General features: G+C 71.3%; 19 protein-coding genes. 13 read left to right on the top strand and 6 right to left on the bottom strand.

The genetic code is table 11. The features are described from left to right. The first annotated feature begins 76 nt into the window (after positions 1–76). From ACTWQO_RS28100 to ACTWQO_RS28085, 4 genes are read left to right on the top strand one after another with little or no spacing between them, the layout of a single operon-like run. Positions 77–469 (top strand): hypothetical protein, encoded by a 393-nt coding sequence (locus ACTWQO_RS28100; protein WP_443240145.1) that lies wholly within the window; start codon positions 77–79, stop codon positions 467–469. Further along, positions 466–1215: a transcriptional regulator gene (locus tag ACTWQO_RS28095; RefSeq protein WP_443240144.1), complete on the top strand. Its 750-nt coding sequence runs from the start codon at positions 466–468 to the stop codon at positions 1213–1215. Before ACTWQO_RS28100 ends, ACTWQO_RS28095 begins: the two co-directional genes overlap by 4 nt. 19 nt (positions 1216–1234) lie before the next feature. Beyond that, a complete protein-coding gene (locus ACTWQO_RS28090) occupies positions 1235–1720 on the top strand; it encodes a roadblock/LC7 domain-containing protein (protein ID WP_443240143.1) in 486 nt (161 codons plus the stop codon). A gap of 13 nt (positions 1721–1733) precedes the next feature. Beyond that, complete coding sequence (locus tag ACTWQO_RS28085; RefSeq protein WP_362944582.1) at positions 1734–2108, top strand: hypothetical protein; 375 nt, start codon at positions 1734–1736, stop codon at positions 2106–2108. Between the two features lie 16 nt (positions 2109–2124). Here ACTWQO_RS28085 and ACTWQO_RS28080 read toward each other — a convergent pair whose 3' ends face one another. The 3 genes from ACTWQO_RS28080 to ACTWQO_RS28070 all read right to left on the bottom strand — a co-directional run bounded on the left by ACTWQO_RS28080 (position 2125) and on the right by ACTWQO_RS28070 (position 5190). Then, positions 2125–2709, bottom strand: coding sequence for a hypothetical protein (locus ACTWQO_RS28080; protein WP_443240142.1), 585 nt, complete (start codon positions 2707–2709; stop codon positions 2125–2127). A gap of 115 nt (positions 2710–2824) precedes the next feature. Then, entirely contained in the window at positions 2825–3685 is an 861-nt protein-coding gene (locus ACTWQO_RS28075; RefSeq protein ID WP_443240141.1) for a MurR/RpiR family transcriptional regulator, read from the bottom strand. Next, positions 3682–5190, bottom strand: a complete 1509-nt coding sequence (locus ACTWQO_RS28070) for an aromatic amino acid ammonia-lyase (protein WP_443240140.1) — start codon at positions 5188–5190, stop codon at positions 3682–3684. The genes ACTWQO_RS28075 and ACTWQO_RS28070 overlap by 4 nt, the downstream gene beginning before the upstream one ends. Before the next feature lie 141 nt (positions 5191–5331). Between ACTWQO_RS28070 and ACTWQO_RS28065 the strand changes: the two genes are divergently transcribed. From ACTWQO_RS28065 to ACTWQO_RS28045, 5 genes are all read left to right on the top strand, one after another. Then, on the top strand, positions 5332–6366 hold the full coding sequence (locus tag ACTWQO_RS28065; protein ID WP_443240139.1) for an ABC transporter ATP-binding protein: 1035 nt from the start codon (positions 5332–5334) through the stop codon (positions 6364–6366). Beyond that, on the top strand, positions 6363–7004 hold the full coding sequence (locus ACTWQO_RS28060; protein WP_362944572.1) for an ABC transporter permease: 642 nt from the start codon (positions 6363–6365) through the stop codon (positions 7002–7004). Before ACTWQO_RS28065 ends, ACTWQO_RS28060 begins: the two co-directional genes overlap by 4 nt. Next, positions 7004–7666, top strand: coding sequence for an ABC transporter permease (locus ACTWQO_RS28055; RefSeq protein WP_443240189.1), 663 nt, complete (start codon positions 7004–7006; stop codon positions 7664–7666). Before ACTWQO_RS28060 ends, ACTWQO_RS28055 begins: the two co-directional genes overlap by 1 nt. A gap of 10 nt (positions 7667–7676) precedes the next feature. Then, the gene (locus tag ACTWQO_RS28050; protein ID WP_443240138.1) at positions 7677–8609 is read left to right on the top strand and encodes an ABC transporter substrate-binding protein; all 933 of its coding nucleotides are present in this window, start codon (positions 7677–7679) and stop codon (positions 8607–8609) included. Positions 8610–8683: 74 nt separating this feature from the next. Further along, the gene (locus ACTWQO_RS28045; protein ID WP_443240188.1) at positions 8684–9115 is read left to right on the top strand and encodes a hypothetical protein; all 432 of its coding nucleotides are present in this window, start codon (positions 8684–8686) and stop codon (positions 9113–9115) included. A 12-nt stretch (positions 9116–9127) separates the two neighbouring features. On the opposite strand, the gene ACTWQO_RS28040 is transcribed toward ACTWQO_RS28045, so the two are convergent. Then, entirely contained in the window at positions 9128–9889 is a 762-nt protein-coding gene (locus tag ACTWQO_RS28040) for an SDR family oxidoreductase (RefSeq protein ID WP_443240137.1), read from the bottom strand. Between the two features lie 143 nt (positions 9890–10032). Between ACTWQO_RS28040 and ACTWQO_RS28035 the strand changes: the two genes are divergently transcribed. Then, positions 10033–10863 carry a helix-turn-helix transcriptional regulator gene (locus ACTWQO_RS28035; RefSeq protein ID WP_443240136.1) on the top strand — a complete coding sequence of 277 codons (831 nt, stop codon included), beginning with the start codon at positions 10033–10035 and terminating at the stop codon, positions 10861–10863. 332 nt (positions 10864–11195) lie between these two features. On the opposite strand, the gene ACTWQO_RS28030 is transcribed toward ACTWQO_RS28035, so the two are convergent. Next, complete coding sequence (locus ACTWQO_RS28030) at positions 11196–12584, bottom strand: cystathionine beta-synthase (RefSeq protein WP_443240135.1); 1389 nt, start codon at positions 12582–12584, stop codon at positions 11196–11198. A gap of 161 nt (positions 12585–12745) precedes the next feature. Between ACTWQO_RS28030 and ACTWQO_RS28025 the strand changes: the two genes are divergently transcribed. The 3 genes from ACTWQO_RS28025 (at position 12746) to ACTWQO_RS28015 (ending at position 16378) form a co-directional block, all read left to right on the top strand. Beyond that, complete coding sequence (locus ACTWQO_RS28025) at positions 12746–13765, top strand: SGNH/GDSL hydrolase family protein (protein ID WP_443240134.1); 1020 nt, start codon at positions 12746–12748, stop codon at positions 13763–13765. A gap of 337 nt (positions 13766–14102) precedes the next feature. Continuing rightward, positions 14103–15320, top strand: a complete 1218-nt coding sequence (locus ACTWQO_RS28020; RefSeq protein WP_443240133.1) for an acetyl-CoA C-acetyltransferase — start codon at positions 14103–14105, stop codon at positions 15318–15320. A gap of 281 nt (positions 15321–15601) precedes the next feature. Beyond that, positions 15602–16378 (top strand): hypothetical protein, encoded by a 777-nt coding sequence (locus ACTWQO_RS28015; RefSeq protein ID WP_443240187.1) that lies wholly within the window; start codon positions 15602–15604, stop codon positions 16376–16378. A gap of 87 nt (positions 16379–16465) precedes the next feature. Here ACTWQO_RS28015 and ACTWQO_RS28010 read toward each other — a convergent pair whose 3' ends face one another. Beyond that, the gene (locus ACTWQO_RS28010; protein ID WP_443240132.1) at positions 16466–16777 is read right to left on the bottom strand and encodes a hypothetical protein; all 312 of its coding nucleotides are present in this window, start codon (positions 16775–16777) and stop codon (positions 16466–16468) included. Between the last annotated feature and the right edge of the window lie 74 nt (positions 16778–16851).

The following is a 16851-nucleotide window of genomic DNA, read 5'->3' as shown; positions in this document are numbered from 1 at the left end:
GAACCCTCACCCGCCGCTCACACGGAGCGTAGTTTCGGCGTCACTCAGCCGAACACCAGGCGGGAGGGGAGCCACGGTGCCCGGAATCGACGAGTGCTTACAGGAAGCCATGCGACTGCCCGGTGCCCGGGGCGCCGCCCTGGTCGACTGGACCAGCGGCCTGGCCCTTGGCACGGTCGGCGAGTCTCCCGGCGGCGACCCGGACACGACCGCCGCGGAGACGGCCGAGCTGGCCCGACTGGCCGCCGAACACCGGGCGTTCGCACCGGGCGACGACGCCGATGAGGCGGATCTCCCGGTCGAGGACCTGATCATCAGCAACCGGGACAGCTATCACGTGCTGCGGTTCGTGTGGACGTCCTTCGACAGCAGCGTGTTCCTGCATCTGTGGCTGGCCCGCGCGGAGGGCAACCTCGCGCTGGCCCGGATCCGGCTCGGCGAGATGGCCGGACGGCTGGTGCTGGGATGACGACCGTGCGGACCTCCCCGGCCACACCGCCGCCCCGCCTGCCGGTACGGGACCGGACGGCGGCCGACCGGCGTGCGTGGGGCGGTGTGTCGCCGATGCTCAGCCGTCTCGCCGACGAGCGCGCCACCGGCGTCCTGCTGCGCGAACGCGGCACGCTCCACCTCGCCGAGGGCCATGTGGTGCACGCCGAGAGCCCGTCGTCCCCCGGCCTCGACGCACTGCTCACCCAGGCCGACATCGCCGAGGGCGCCCTGGAGATCTGCCATCTGCTCGCGCTCTACGACGCCGCGTACTTCGCCCTGTCCCCCAGCAGCACACCGGGCCGCTTCCGTTACGAGGCCGCGCCCTCGCCCGGCCCCGGCCGCCCGGTCCCGGTGGCCGCCGTGGAACACGAGACGCTTCGCCGGCGCGAGCTCCTGCACGCCATCTGGCCCGACCCCACCACGGACGCCGCCCCCCTCATCAGGGCCGACCCCGCGGACGCGCCATCCGTCACCCCCCGGCAGCGGGCGGTCCTGACCCGGGTGGACGGCGTCCGGACGGCGACGGACATCGCACGGGAGCTGGGCCGCCCGGCGTTCCACACGCTGGTGGACATACGGCGGTTGGCGGCGGCGGGGCTGGTGACGGCGGCCACCGCACACGGCGCCCGGGCCTCCGCGCCCGCCGAGCCGCCACCGCTGCCACCGCCCGATCCCGACATCGCCCTGCTGCGGAGAGTCAGGGACGCGCTGGAGGCCCTGTGACCGACCGAGGAGAACCCTGATGGCGGCCGACCCGGCAATACTCGACGAACTCCACCGGCTCAGCACCCGCGTCCCCCAGCTCACCGGCGCCCTCGCCGCCAGTGTCGACGGCCTGGTCATCGCCGCGGACACCCCCGGCTGCGAACCCGAGAGCGTCGCCGCCCTGACCGCCGCCGCGCTGGGCGTGGCCGTACGGATGACGGACGTCACCGGCCAGGGCGAGCTGCGCGAACTGCTGGTACGCGGCGTGCAGGGCTACGTGGCGACGTATGCGGCGGGCCGCAGCGCCGTACTGACGCTGCTGGCCCGGGACGACGTGAGCGTCGGCCGCCTCCACCTGGAGGGCCGCCGCGCGGCCACCCGGGTCGGAGAGCTCGTCGACGCCCGCCCCAAGACGAGGGCGGCCCCGGCCAAGGCGGCGACCGGCGCCGTGCCCAAGTCCCCGCCCACCCGCACCAGAACTCCCCGCACCAACCGCACCACACCCACCACCACCGAAAGTTGAGAGGAGCCCCGACATGGCCAACACCGAGACCGCACTCAAAGAGGCCCTGACGTCCATCGAAGGCGCGACCGGAGTCGCGCTCGTCGACTACACGTCCGGCATGGCGCTCGGCACGCTGGGCGGCAGCAAGAACTTCGACCTCGGCGTGGCCGCGGCCGGCAACACCGATGTCGTACGCGCCAAGATGCGCACGATGGAGCACCTCGGGCTGAAGGGCCAGCTCGAGGACATCCTGATCACGCTCTCCGACCAGTACCACTTGATCCGCCTGCTCACCGGCCGCAGCGGCAACGGCCTCTTCCTCTACCTGGTCCTGGACGCCAAACGCTCCAACCTGGCGATGGCCCGCCACCAGCTGAGGAAGATCGAGCAGGACCTGGAGGTGTAGCGCCCCGAAGGACCGTTCAGGCCAGCGCAGCAGCCCGGCGACGCGCCCCTCCGGGGGCCGCGTCGCCCGCAGCGATGCCCGTGCTGCGGTAGGCCTTCACGGTCTTGCCGACCGGGCCCCCACCATTGCCGCCCAGCCAATCCACCCGCACCCACAACAACGCGTCCCCCGCCCGCTCGCGCCGCCCGAGCCACGCCGCCTTCAGCCACAGCCCGACCCCGCACCCGGCCAGCAGCAGCCCGCCGGCGACCGGTACGGCGAACGCGCTGCCGAGTGCGGTGAGGAAGGCGAGCAGCAGCCACCACCGGTGCCCGCGCCGCCAGTTCCGTACCGTCACATGCCGGTCCTGGAGTACGTCGTGCTTGCCGGCGCGGGCGGCCGAGTGGGCGAGGGCGACGTACCGCTTGCGCCGGCCCCAGGCCACCACGGCCGTCCCCACGATGAACAGCGCGGCCCCGGCGAGCACACCGATCCGCCGTCCCGTCAGCCCCGGCACCAGGATCCCGATGCCTGCCGCCACCACACCCAGCCACCACATGGGTGCCGCTCCGGCCCGTACGACGACGGCCACCCGAGCCAGCCCCTGACCTCCGCGTGACACTTCCCGCCTCCTCGTCGCGTTCGCACACAGTGCTCGTTGGAGCGGGAGGTTAGCGGCACATCGTGAGACGAATCTGAGAGACGCGTCACTTCACCGCGTCACTCGACTCACCGCGTCACTCGACGAAGAGCCCCTTCGCCGCCGCCTTCGCGTCGAACTCCTCCAGGCGGGCCTGGGCGTCGGGCAGGTCGTCGCACATCGCCTCCAGCAGCACCCGGCCCAGCAGCATCGGCGCACAGGCGGTGTCGAAGGCGAGCCCGGTGCCGACGGCGGCGGGCAGCAGCAGGTCGGACACCTTGGCGACCGGCGCGAAGGCGGAGTCGGCGACCGTGACCACCGTCAGCCCCGCCTCCTTCGCGTAGCCCAGCGTGTCCACGACCTCGCGCGGATGCCTCGGCAGCGCGAAGCACAGCAGGGCGGACGCGCCGGCCCGGACCGCCGCGTCGATCCGGTCGTGGATCATCGTGCCGCCCTCGTTGAGCAGCCGGACGTCCGGATGGACCTTGGCGGCGAAGTAGGCGAAGCCGTACGCCTGGGAGGCCGCGGCCCGCAGCCCGAGCACCGGCAGCGGCCGGGACGCGGCCAGCAGCTTGCCTGCCCTCGCGACCGGCCGCGGATCGGCCAGCAGCTCCGCGAGATGCTTCAGGTTCTCGATCTCGGCCTCGACGGCCTGCTGGTACTCGTTGTACGACGCCGAGGCCCCCGTCTGTTCGGCGGGCGCGACCTCGCGCAGGTGCTTGCGCAGCGCGGGGTAGCCGTCGAAGCCGAGGGCGACCGCGAAGCGGGTCACCGACGGCTGGCTGACCCCGGCCAGCTCGGCCAGCTCCACGCTGGACAGGAACGGCACCTCGGCGGCCCGCCGCACCATGCTGTGCGCGATGCGCCGCTGGGTCGGCGTCAGCCGGTGCCCCTCGAAAAGCGCCTGCAGCCGTGCGGCCGGGCTGTCGATCACGCTCGTACTCCCCTCGGCGGTCATGACTCGCTGCCCCTCCAGATGTCCGTGAACCGGTCCAGCAGTGCGGTCGCGGCCGTCACGTCGTCCGTGAGCGGCCGGTCGGCCAGGTCGTCGTCGAGCACCGACTCGGCCAGCTCCAGCGCCCGGCCGACCGGCAGCTCGGGGTCGGGCCTGAGGTCGCGCAGGCGCAACGCCCGTACGGCGGCGACGAGTTCGCAGCCGATGACGAGACGGTACGCGCCGCACGCCCGCAGCGTCTGCCGGGCGGCGAGCGAGGCGAAGCTGGCCTGCTCCTCGACGCCCCGGGAGAGTACAGCGTGGCCGAGCGACGCGGGCGCGGAGAAGGCCCGCAGGTCACCGAGGGCCGCCGCGGCGGCGTACTCGAGGATCATCACGCCGGAGGAGGCGGGTTCGTTGTCGGCGAGGAAGGGCTTGAGGCGGGTGTAGGCGGGCTCGTTGAGGGTGGACAGGCGGGAGGTCGAGAGCCTCGCCACCTGGGTGAGCGCGAGCCGGAAGTGGTCCAGGGACAGGGCGAGTTGGGCCTGGTAGAAGCCGCCGTGGTGGTAGGCGGTCATGTCCTCGGGGGAGATCAGCGGGTTCTCGGCGGCGGCGTTGATCTCGACGTTCAGCACCTCCTCCAGCGCGTCCGCCGCGTCCTGCGCGGGCCCGTGGATCTGGGGCAGGCAGCGGAATCCGTACGGGTCCTGGATCCGCCCGAGTGGAGGGGTCGGCCGGTCCGCCGCACCGAGCAACTCCCGCATCCGGCGGGCTACTTCAGAGGAACCCCGGTGCGGGCGGGCGGCATGCACGGGGGCGGCGTACGCCTCGTACGAACCGTCGACGGCGAGCAGTGACAGCGCGCCGACGACCTGGGTGGCACCGATCAGCCCGCGCAGTTCGTGCAGGGCGAGGGCGGCCTGGCCGAGGGTGAGGGCGTTGCTGCTGATCAGCGCGAGGGCGTCGTTGTTGTCGAGCGGCTGCGGTTCGGGCGCCCCGGAGCCGCGCCACGGGTGCTCGCCCGCGAGCGCGAGCCCGACCTGCGCGAGGGCGGCAAGGTCGCCGGTGCCGACCGAGCCGAACTCGTTCACGACCGGGTACGCGCCGCTCTCCAGCGCCTCGCACAGGGCCGTGACGACGGTGGGGCGCAGGCCCGAGCCGCCGGCCAGCAGCTGGTTGGCGCGGACGGCGAGCATGGCCCGTACCTGCCGGGCCGGGAGCTCCTCGCCGATGCCTCCGGCATGGCTGCGCAGCAGGCGGAGGCCGTGTCCGGCGGCGGCCTCGGTGGGCACGTCCTCGTTCCGGTTGGCACCGACGCCGGTGGACCGGCCGTAGACGCGTCCGGTCGCGGCGATCAGCCGGGCGGCGTCCCAGGACTCCTCGGCGCGTTTCATGGCCTCGGTCCCGGGGACCGGCCGCGCGGCACCGTCGGCGAGGCGCACGACGTCCGCGACGCCGAGCCCGACACCGTCGAGGACGACCAGGCCGGTATGCACCGCATCCTGCATGTCCACGATCCGAGACGACATAAGGCCCAAGCTCCCCTCAAGTCGGACATTCGATCTTGCCTGCCGGTCATCCGTTACCTCGGATTAACGCCGGAGCATTGACAACCTATTCAGACACAAAGAACTCTGCATGACGTTATACAGCCGGGCAAGGGACACATCATGATCCAGTTCGACGCGGTCCACAAGCGCTTCCCGAACGGCACGACAGCAGTCAACGACCTCTCCCTGGAGATGCCGGAAGGCGGCGTGACCGTGCTGATCGGATCCTCCGGTTGCGGAAAGACGACCACCCTCAGGATGATCAACCGGATGGTCGACCCGACCTCCGGCACCATCCAGGTCGGCGGCAAGGACGTCACCCGGCAGGACGCGGCCGAACTGCGCCGCTCCATCGGGTACGTCATCCAGCAGGCCGGGCTCTTCCCGCACCGCACGGTGCTCGACAACATCGCCACCGTGCCGCTCCTGCTCGGCTGGGGCCGCCGCAAGGCGCGCTCCCGCGCGGCCGAGCTGCTGGAGACCGTCGGCCTCGGCGCCGACACCGGCAGGCGGTACCCGCACCAGCTCTCCGGCGGCCAGCAGCAGCGCGTCGGCGTGGCCCGCGCGCTCGCCGCCGACCCGCCCGTCCTGCTGATGGACGAGCCGTTCGGCGCGGTCGACCCGGTGGTGCGCACCCAGCTCCAGGACGAACTCCTGCGCCTCCAGCAGGAGTTGAACAAGACCATCGTCTTCGTCACGCACGACGTCGACGAGGCCGTCCGTCTCGGCGACCAGATCGCGATCTTCCGCACCGGCGGCCACCTCGTGCAGTGCGCGACCCCCGCCGAGCTGCTCGCCCGCCCCGCCGACGACTTCGTGGCCGACTTCCTCGGCGCCGAGCGCGGTCTGAAACTGCTCTCGCTGAAGACCCTCGCCGAGGTCCCGCAGGGCCCGGCACCGGAGGGCGGCGACTGGACCCTCGTACTCGACGAGGCGCGCAAGCCCCTCCACTGGACGTCCAAGGACGCCCAGATCCCCGTACGACCGCTGGGGGACACCGACTCCCTGCTGTCCGCGCTCAACGAGTCCGTCGCCTCCCCCACCGGCCTGATCGCCCGCGTCGACGCCGACGGCGTCCTCACCGGCGTCTCGTCCCGCGACGACATCCACGAGCACGCGGGCAACGCGCACAGCGAAGCGCGAGTGGCCGCATGACCATCGACTGGTCGTGGATATCCGACCACACCGACGACCTGACCACCCTCACGGTCTCCCACCTCCAGGCGGCCCTGTCCGCGGTCTTCTTCGGCCTGCTGATCTCGCTCCCGCTCGCGGTCGTGGCCCACCGGATCCGCCCCCTGCGCGGCTTCCTGCTCGGCTTCTCGAACGTCCTGTTCACGATCCCGTCGATCGCGATCTTCGTGCTGCTGCTCCCGGTCAGCGGCCTGACCCGCACGACGACCGTGATCGGCCTGACGGTCTACACGCTGGTCGTGCTGCTGCGGAACACGGTCGAGGGCCTCGACTCCGTCCCCGCGAAGACGAAGGAGGCGGCGAAGGCGATGGGCACGCGCCCCTTGCGCACGCTCCTCACGGTCGAACTCCCCCTCGCCCTCCCCGTGATCATGGCGGGCGTGCGGATCGCGACCGTCATGTCGATCTCCCTGGTCTCCGTCGCGACCTACATCGGCGACGGCGGCCTCGGCCAGCTGTTCACGGACGGCTTCCAGCGCAACTTCCCGACCCCGGTGATCGTGGGAGTGGTCCTCACGCTGCTGCTCGCCGTGGTCGCGGACGCGCTCCTGGTCGCCCTCCAGTACGCCCTCACCCCGTGGAAGAGGCGGCGAGCCTGATGTACGAACTCTTCAAGAACCTCGGCAGCTGGCTGACCAGCGGCGCGCAGTGGCAGGGCTCCGACGGCATCGCCCACCGTCTCGCCGAGCACCTCCAGTACTCGCTCCTCGCGACCCTCATCGCGGCCGCGATCGGCCTCCCCCTCGGCCTGCTGATCGGCCACACCGGCAAGGGCGCGTTCGTCGCGATCAACCTCGCCTCCTTCGGCCGCGCGCTGCCGACCGTCGGCCTGGTCGTGCTGGTCTTCCTCGCCAGCGGCCTGTCCATGACGCCGGTGTACGTCGCCCTGGTCGCCCTCGCGGTCCCCGCGATCGTCACCAACACCTACGCGGGCATGACGGCCGTGGACCCGGACGTGAAGGACGCGGCACGCGGCCAGGGCATGCGCGCCCACCAGGTCCTCTTCCAGGTGGAACTCCCCCTCGCCCTCCCCCTGATCATGACCGGCCTGCGTCTGGCGCTGATCCAGGTCGTCGCCACGGCCACCATCGCCGCGTACGTCTCCTTCGGCGGCCTGGGCCGCTACGTCTTCGACGGCCTTGCCCAGCGCGACCTCGTGCAGGTGATGGGCGGCGCGGTCCTCGTCGCCGTGGTCGCCATCGCCCTCGACCTCGCCCTCTCCGGCCTCCAGCGCTTCCTCTTCCGCCACCGCACCGCCTAGGGAACCAGCAATGAATCGTCGTACGCTCCTCGGCGGCCTGTTCGCAGCAGGCTCCGTCACCGCCCTGTCCGCCTGCTCCAGCGGCGTCACCTCCCTCGACGGCCAAGGCACCACCAGCGGTGGCGGCGGCTCCAGCAAGAGCGGCATCACCATCGGCACCGCCAACTTCACCGAGAACCAGGTGCTGGGCTACCTCTACGCGGCCGTCCTGGAATCGGCCGGCGTCAAGACGACCGTCCGCCCCAACCTCGGCACCCGCGAGATCCTCATCCCCGCGCTCAAGGGCGGCGACATCGACCTCCTCCCCGAGTACCAGGGCGCCCTGCTCCACTACCTCGACACCAAGTCGACGGCGACGGAGGAGGGCGAGATGCAGAACGCCCTCGCCATGGCCCTCCCCGCCGGCCTCCAGGTCCTGCCGTACGGCAAAGCCGAGGACTCGGACGCCTTCGCCGTCACCCAGGAGACCGCGAAGAAGTACGGCCTGGCCTCCCTCGCCGACCTGAAGAAGCAGAACGGCAAGCTGGTCATCGGCGCGGCGCCCGAGGTCAAGAAGCGGGAGGTGGGTGTCGTAGGCCTGAAGGAGGTGTACGGGGTGGAGTTCAAGGAGTTCAAGTCGCTGGACTCCTCCGGTCCGCTGGTCAAGGGCGCCCTCAAGAAGGGCGACGTGGACGTGGCGAACCTCTTCACCACCGACACCGACATCGTGGCCAACGACTGGGTGGTCCTGTCCGACCCCAAGAACCTCATCCCCGGCCAGCACATCGTCCCCCTCATCGCCGACCGCAAGGCCGACTCCGCCGTCCGCAAGGCCCTCGCCCAACTCGGCAACGTCCTCACCACGGCCCAGCTCACCGAGCTGAACCGCCTGGTCGACAAGGACAAGAAGGACCCGGAGGACGTGGCGAACGACTACGCCAAGCAGCACGGGCTCACCCAGTAGCCCGAGGACGAACAGGGGGGCTAACCCCAGTGCGACCCCCGCCCGCGCTGCCTACCGTGGAGCGCATGACGGGAATGGACGCGCGGGACGCCGAAGTCAAGAAGGAACTCAACGCCACCCTGCAGGCTCGCAGGGAACTGGGCGAGGAGTACGAGTCCGCGCTGGTCGACTCGTTCCTGGAGAAGGTCGACCAGCGCATCGACGGCGCGGTGGAGCGCCGGGTGCGCCGGCAGCTCGCCGAGCAGCAGATGGTGGTGGCCCGGGACTCACGGTCGCCGAAGGCCAACGACTCCGACACCTTCGGCGAACGCTGGGGCTTCGGGATCGTCTCGCTGGTCCTCGCGGTACCGCTGTCCGCGATCGGCGGCGGCGTCGCCGATCTGCCGGGCCTGCTCGTCGCCTGGGCCGGCATCGTCGGCGTGAACGTGGTCCAGGCCGCCCGCAACAACCCCGGACTCTTCCACCGGCGCCGCAGGTCCTCCCAGGACAGCGACTGGGAGGGGTGACCCCGCGGGGCCTCAGGCCTGGCGGGTCGGCAGGACCATGACCTGCCGCAGGTTGACGTGGCGCGGCCTGCTGACCGCGTACGTCACCAGGTCGGCGACCTCCTCGGACGTCAGCGTGCCCACCGCGGTGACCATCGCGTCCAGCTCCCCGGCCCGCACCGGATCGGTGACGTGGTCCCGCAGCTCGCTGACGGTGAAGCCGGGCTCGACGTTGGTGACCCGTACGTCCCGCGGGCCGAACTCGGTGCGCAGGCACTGGGAGAGATGGGTGAGCGCGGCCTTGGTCGCCCCGTACACCGCGTAGTTCGGGAACGTCAGATGCGCGCCGATGGACGAGATGTTCACCAGGTCCGCGGTACGCCCCTCCCCGGCCTCGCCGATCAGGTCCCCGGTGAACGCCCCGGTGATCCGCAGCACCCCGCTCACATTGGTGTCGATCATCCGCGTCCAGGCGGCGACGTCCCCCTGGTCGATGGGGCTCGGCACCATCACACCGGCGGAGTTGACGACCAGGTCCACGGCCCCGTACGCCCCCTGGACCCGGTCCTTGGCCGCCGCCACGGACGCGTCGTCGGTGACGTCGGTGACGACCGCGAGGGCCTCGCCCCCGTCCGCCCGGATCTTCCCGGCGATCGCCTCCAGCCGCTCCCCGCGCCGGGCCAGCAGCGCGACCCGCACACCCTCCGTGGCCAGCTGCAGGGCGATGGCCTCGCCGATACCGCTGGCGGCTCCGGTGACGACGGCGGTACGGCCGTTCAAGTTCTCGTACGACATGAAGGCTCCCAGGTCACGGCCGGGGCGTCTCCCCAGCGGCAGTGACCACACTGGGCGCCCGCCGGCGCCTTACCCAGGGATGAGCTTTTCCTGGGTCTGGCAGAACCAGGTTCGCGAGCGCCCGCACGCCTACGATCGACTCCATGGACGGGGAACTCGGAGACTTTCTGCGCTCGCGCCGCGCCCGCATCCAGCCCGCGGAGGTGGGGCTGCCGTCGTACGGGCGGCGCCGGGTGCCGGGGCTGCGCCGCGAGGAGGTGGCGCAGCTGGCCGGGGTGAGCGTCGACTACTACGTCCGGCTCGAACAGGGGCGGGGTCCGCATGTGTCGGACGCGGTCCTGGACGCGGTGGCGCGGGTGCTGCGGCTGGACGAGACGGAGTGCGCGTATCTGCGGACGGTGGCCCGGCCCCGCCGCTCGCGTGAGCAGCGCCCGCCCGCACCCCAGGTCCGGCCCGGCGTCCAGCTGATGATCGACGGCATGGAACGCACCCCGGCCTATGTGCTGGGCCGCCATCTGAACGTCCTCGCCTGGAACGCCCTCGGCGACGCGGTGGGCGGCTTCAGCCGAGTGCCCCGCGCCGCGCGCAACCTCCCGCACCAGGTCTTCCTCGCCCCCGACGCGCACGACCGCTACCCCGACTGGCCCGCGGTCGCCGCCCAGGTCGTCGCCCATCTACGACTGGACGCCGGCCACCATCCGGGCGACCCCGAGCTGTCCGCCCGGGTCGGCGAACTCTCCGTCAAGAGCGATGACTTCCGCCGGCTGTGGGCGGATCACCAGGTCGAGGCCTGCGTGTGCGGAGTGAAACGTATCCAGCACCCGGTCGCGGGCCTGCTGACCCTCCCCTACGAGACGCTGGCGGTGGGCGCGGACCCGGACCAGTCGATCGTGGTCTACACGCCGGAGCCGGGTTCGGAGACGGCGGAGCGGCTGGCGCTGCTGGGGAGTTGGGCGAGCACGAACGCCCGCTGAAAAGACTATGCGCGGGGACCGCCGCACCCCCGTTGCCGGGGGGCGGGACGACGGCGGTCCCCGCGAGGGACGCGTGCCGGGTCAGGGCCGGGCTTGCGCGTCCTAGGCGTCCATGGAGGTCCGGGAGCCGCTCCGGAGGTCCTTGACGCCGTTCGGCGTCGGCCGGGGCGGGGAGCCGCTCCCGCCCTGCCGACACCCACTAATGTGCCGGACCCGTGTTAAGCGGGTGCTGCGCGGACGTGACGCGCTCGTACCACTTCCGCGAAGTCCACGAAGGCCGTCGATCACCGCAAGTACGCCGTGGCCACGGGCCGTTCACCGGACGTTTGCCGCTACTTCCCGCCCTTGGCCAGGAAGGCCAGCAGGTCCTGTCGGCCGATCACGCCGGTCGGCTTGCCCTCGACCAGGACGATCGCCGCGTCCGCCTTGCCCAGCACGGACATCAGGTCCGCGACCGGCTCGCCGGAGCCGACCTGCGGGAGCGGCGGCGACATGTGCTTCTCCAACGGGTCCTCCAGCGAGGCCGTCTTGGTGAACAGTGCGTCGAGCAGCTCCCGTTCGACCACGGAACCGATCACCTCGGCGGCCATCACGTCCGGGTGCCCGGCGCCCGGCTTCACGATCGGCATCTGCGAGACGCCGTACTCGCGCAGCACCTCGATGGCCTGGCCGACCGTTTCGTCCGGGTGCATATGGACGAGGTGGGGGATGGCGCCGTGCTCCTTGTCGACGAGCACGTCGCCGACGCGGGCGCTGGGGCCCTCGTCCTCCAGGAAGCCGTAGTCGGCCATCCACTCGTCGTTGAAGATCTTGCTGAGGTAGCCGCGCCCGCTGTCGGGCAGCAGGACGACGACGACATCGTCCGGCCCGAGCCGCTCGGCGACCCGCAGCGCCGCGACGACGGCCATGCCGCAGGAACCGCCGACCAGCAGCCCCTCCTCCTTGGCCAGCCGCCGGGTCATCTGGAAGGAGTCCTTGTCGGAGACCGCCACGATCTCGTCGGCGACCGTCCGGTCGTACGCCGTGGGCCAGAAGTCCTCACCGACGCCCTCGACGAGATACGGCCGCCCGGACCCGCCCGAGTACACGGACCCCTCGGGGTCGGCGCCGACGACCCGCACCTTGCCGTCACTGGCGTCCTTCAGATACCGCCCGGTGCCGGAGATGGTCCCGCCGGTGCCGACGCCGGTCACGAAGTGCGTGATCCGTCCCTCCGTCTGCTCCCACAGCTCGGGGCCGGTGGAGTGATAGTGCGAGAGGGGGTTGTTGGGGTTGGAGTACTGGTCCGGCTTCCACGCGCCGGGCGTCTCGCGCACGAGGCGGTCGGAGACGTTGTAGTACGAGTCGGGGTGCTCGGGGTCGACGGCGGTCGGGCATACGACCACCTCGGCGCCGTAGGCCCGCAGCACATTGATCTTGTCGGTGCTCACCTTGTCGGGGCACACGAAGATGCACTTGTACCCCTTCTGCTGGGCCACGATGGCCAGCCCCACACCGGTGTTGCCGCTGGTCGGCTCGACGATCGTGCCGCCGGGCTGCAGTTCCCCGCTCTTCTCCGCGGCCTCGATCATGCGCAGCGCGATGCGGTCCTTCACCGAGCCGCCCGGGTTGAAGTACTCCACCTTGGCCAGGACGGTGGCCCTGATGCCCTTGGTGACGTTGTTGAGCCTCACCAGCGGGGTGTTGCCGACGAGACTGATCATCGAGTCGTGGAATTGCACCGTTGTCTCCGGATGCTTGCAAAAGAAGTGGTCGTGATTGGTTCCGCCAGCCTATGACCTTCAGCTTCACCGTGGCGGTCGTTCACTCGCCGTTGAGATTGGGCGACGCCCCGTACGGGGCAAGCAGTGGATGTACGGCAATGAGGAGGTGGCGGCTACGTATGACGAGCATGTCGAGGGCGCGGGTGGCCCGGCGGATCGCGGCCGGCGCGGCGTACGGGGGCGGCGGGATCGGCCTGGCCGGCGCCGCTGCCGTGGGGCTGGTGCTGGCGGAGGTTCAGCTGGCCAAGCGCCATGTGAACAACGGCACGTCACCCCACCCGCCGAACGCGGACGGACGGTACGGCGACACCTACACCACCCCTGACTCACCGCCCCTGCGGCTGGCGATGCTGGGCGACTCCACGGCCTCCGGCCAGGGCGTCCGCCGGGCCGGTCAGACACCGGGCGCGCTGCTCGCCTCCGGGCTCGCGGCGGTGGCGGAACGGCCCGTGGAGCTGCGGAACGTGGCACTGCCGGGGGCCTGCTCGGACGACCTGGACCGCCAGGTGACGTTGGCTGTCGCGGACCCGGCGCTTGTGCCCGACGTCTGCGTGATCATGATCGGCGCGAACGACGTGACGAACCGGATGCCGCCGACGCGCTCGGTGCGTCATCTGTCGGCGGCGGTACGGCGGCTGCGCACCGCCGGCGCGGAGGTCGTCGTCGGCACCTGCCCCGACCTCGGCACGATCGAGCCGGTCCAGCAGCCGTTGCGCTGGCTGGCGCGCCGGGCGTCCCGCCAGTTGGCGGCGGCCCAGACGATCGGCACCGTCGAGCAGGGCGGGCGCACGGTGTCCCTGGGCGACCTGCTGGGCCCTGAATTCGCGGCGAATCCGCGGGAGCTGTTCGGGCCCGACCACTACCACCCGTCGGCGGAGGGCTACGCCACCGCCGCCATGGCCGTCCTCCCGACGGTCTGCGCCTCCCTCGGCCTCTGGCCGGCGGAGGAGGAGCGCCCCGACGCTTCCCGCCGCGAGGGCTTCCTGCCGGTGGCTCGCGCCGCGGCCGAGGCCGCGTCGGAGGCCGGCACGGAGGTCACGGCAGCGATGCCGACGGGGCCGCGGGGACCGTGGGCGCTGCTGAAGCGCCGGCGCAGGCGCCGGGTGACAGAGCCGGAGCCGCTGCACACACCGAGCTGATTTCGCCCCCGCCGCCCCTACCCGTCCCATCCTCCAGGGGCTCCGCCCCTTCGACCCCGCCAGGGGGCTCTGCCCCCTGGACCCCCGCTCCTCAAACGCCGGAGGGGCTGTTTTAGCCCGTCCGGCGTTTGAGGACGAGGCCGTTCAGGCCGAAGCGGGGGTCTGGGGGCGCAGCCCCCAGGGATGGGACGGGTAGGGGCGGCGGGGGCGAGGAAAGCAAGCGCTTAGAAAACTGCGGTCAGTGTCACACCGCCGCAGACGTGACCGACTCCATACGTACGGGTAACTTCCCAAGCAGCCCAGCCCGTATATCCGCCAGTACGTCAATGGAGCCGTGATGCCCGAAGCCGTGATCGTCTCGACCGCCCGCTCCCCCATCGGCCGCGCCGGCAAGGGCTCCCTCAAGGACCTGCGCCCGGACGACCTGACCGCCACGATCATCCAGGCGGCCCTCGCCAAGGTTCCCGAGCTCGACCCCAGGGACATCGAGGACCTGATGCTCGGCTGCGGCCTCCCCGGCGGCGAGCAGGGCCACAACCTCGGCCGGATCGTCGCCGTGCAGATGGGCATGGACCACCTCCCCGGCTGCACGATCACCCGCTACTGCTCCTCGTCCCTCCAGACGAGCCGCATGGCCCTGCACGCCATCAAGGCCGGCGAGGGCGACGTCTTCATCTCGGCCGGCGTCGAGATGGTGTCCCGCTACGCCAACGGCTCCTCCGACATGCCCGGCGCGCGCAACCCGCTGTTCGCCGACGCCGAGGCCCGCACCGCAGCCGTAGCCGAGTCCGAGGGCTCCACCTGGCACGACCCGCGCGAGGACGGCCTCCTCCCCGACCCGTACATCGCCATGGGCCAGACCGCCGAGAACCTCGCCCGGGCGAAGGGCGTCACCCGTCAGGACATGGACGAGTTCGGCGTCCGCTCGCAGAACCTCGCCGAGGAAGCCATCAAGAACGGCTTCTGGGAGCGGGAGATCACCCCGGTCACGCTCCCCGACGGCACGGTCATCAGCAAGGACGACGGCCCCCGCCCCGGCGTCACCATGGAGGGCGTGGCGGGCCTGAAGCCGGTCTTCCGCCCCGACGGCCTGGTCACCGCCGGCAACTGCTGCCCCCTGAACGACGGCGCCGCCGCGGTCGTGATCATGTCCGACACCAAGGCCCGCGAGCTCGGCCTGACCCCGCTCGCCCGCATCGTCTCCACCGGCGTCTCGGGCCTGTCCCCCGAGATCATGGGCCTCGGCCCGGTGGAGGCCAGCAAGCAGGCGCTCCAGCGCGCCGGCCTGACCATCGACGACATCGACCTGGTCGAGATCAACGAGGCGTTCGCCGCGCAGGTGATCCCCTCCTACCGCGACCTGGGCATCGACATCGACAAGCTGAACGTCAACGGCGGCGCCATCGCCGTGGGCCACCCCTTCGGCATGACCGGCGCCCGCATCACCGGCACGCTCATCAACTCCCTCCAGTTCCACGACAAGCAGTTCGGCCTGGAGACGATGTGCGTCGGCGGCGGCCAGGGCATGGCCATGGTCATCGAGCGCCTGAGCTGAACCTCCAGGTAGTCAACTCACGACCCAGCGTGAGCCTTCGGCCCAGAACCCGCGAAACTCCAAGGTTCTGGGCCGTTTTGTGATCCAATCTCCCCCAGGATGTGACCTATCTCCCTCGCCAGAGGGATTTACGCAGCTCAGAGCCGTTTCACGACCAAACACCAGGCCCAAAGACCTGTCCCATTCGTGACGTTACGCACTGACAGCGGGATAGTCCTCCCTTCAAGCTGATGTAGGAAGTCGGGGGTCGACTTTGAACCGGGAGTACGTCAGTGAGCGCCATGCCGATCGCCTTGCTGCTCACCACGGCCGCCACAGGCGCCGTGGGCGTCGCCGTGCTGCGCACCCTCATGGTGCTGCGCCGGCAGGTCGCGGCCCTGCACACCGAGCTGGCCGAGAGCCGCACCACCGCACGCCCGCGCGTGCCTGCCGCCCGCCCCTCCGCCGACGTCGATGAGATACGCGCCGCCGTGGCCGAGGCCCTCGCCGAGGAGCGCGAGCGCGAACTGGCCGAGGCACGCGCCTTCTGGGCCGCCCAGGAGGCGCGTGACGCCGACGCGCCGACCCTGCTGGGCCTCACCGACAGCGAGCTGTTCCTGCCCCGCCAGAGCGACTTCGCGGGCCTGGAATCGCTCGAGCCGGTCAGCGAGCCTGGCACGGACACCGACGAGTACGCCGGAGACTCCCCCGAGTTGGCCGCGGCCCGCCGCCGCCACCCCTCCCACCCGGACTTCGTCCCCGTCCAGTCACCGGTCGTCAACGACCACGAGCGCACCGTAGCCACCCTCGAAGAACTCGCCGCCGGCCGCGTAGAACTCACCGACGTCCGCCCCGGCCCCCTCGGCACGCTCGACGTCTACGTCTTCGCCGACGGCACCACCCTCTGCATGACCCCCGGCCACCGGGAAACAGCGGAACGCCTGGCAACAGCCCTCACCCAGGGCAAAACCCCCACCCTCCTGGGCGGCTCAGGCATCTCAGGCGCGTACACGCTGACGTTCGAGTGCGGCGAGGAAACGGTCTACATCCTGGCGGACAGGGTCATAGCGTCGCTCTAGCTTTGAGACGCCGGAGAACCGGAACGCCGGAAGGGGCGCGGGGAACTGCGCGACCAGCCACAACCCACCCGCACCCGCGAACGCTCCTCAGACACCCGCTCTCTTCTGCGCCGCGACCACCATCTGCACGGCCTCCTCAACCTCACCCTCGCTCTGAAGCACAAGAGCCAAGTCATGCACAGCAACGGTGACTTGATCAGCCGCAGCAAACATCCCGGCGTCCGGCATCTCCCGAGGCTCAACCTCGGGCGCCTCCACCAGCTGCGCCCACCGAGCCAACTCCCTGGCCAGCGCCAGCGCCTCCGCGGCAGCACCCCGCTGCAAGCGACTTTGCGGAGCCGCCCGCAGCCGATCGGCAAAGTGATCCACGGCTCGAGTCAAGGGCGTCGTATCAACCACGCACCGAGCCTACGCAGTCTCCCCGCACTGTTGCCAACACGCGAACGCTCAGGCACGGTGACCTGAAGGACCGG

Origin of the sequence: Streptomyces sp. 4N124 (assembly GCF_052245395.1) — a bacterium.
Classification (GTDB): domain Bacteria; phylum Actinomycetota; class Actinomycetes; order Streptomycetales; family Streptomycetaceae; genus Streptomyces.
This window is presented reverse-complemented; position numbering and strand designations above follow the sequence as displayed.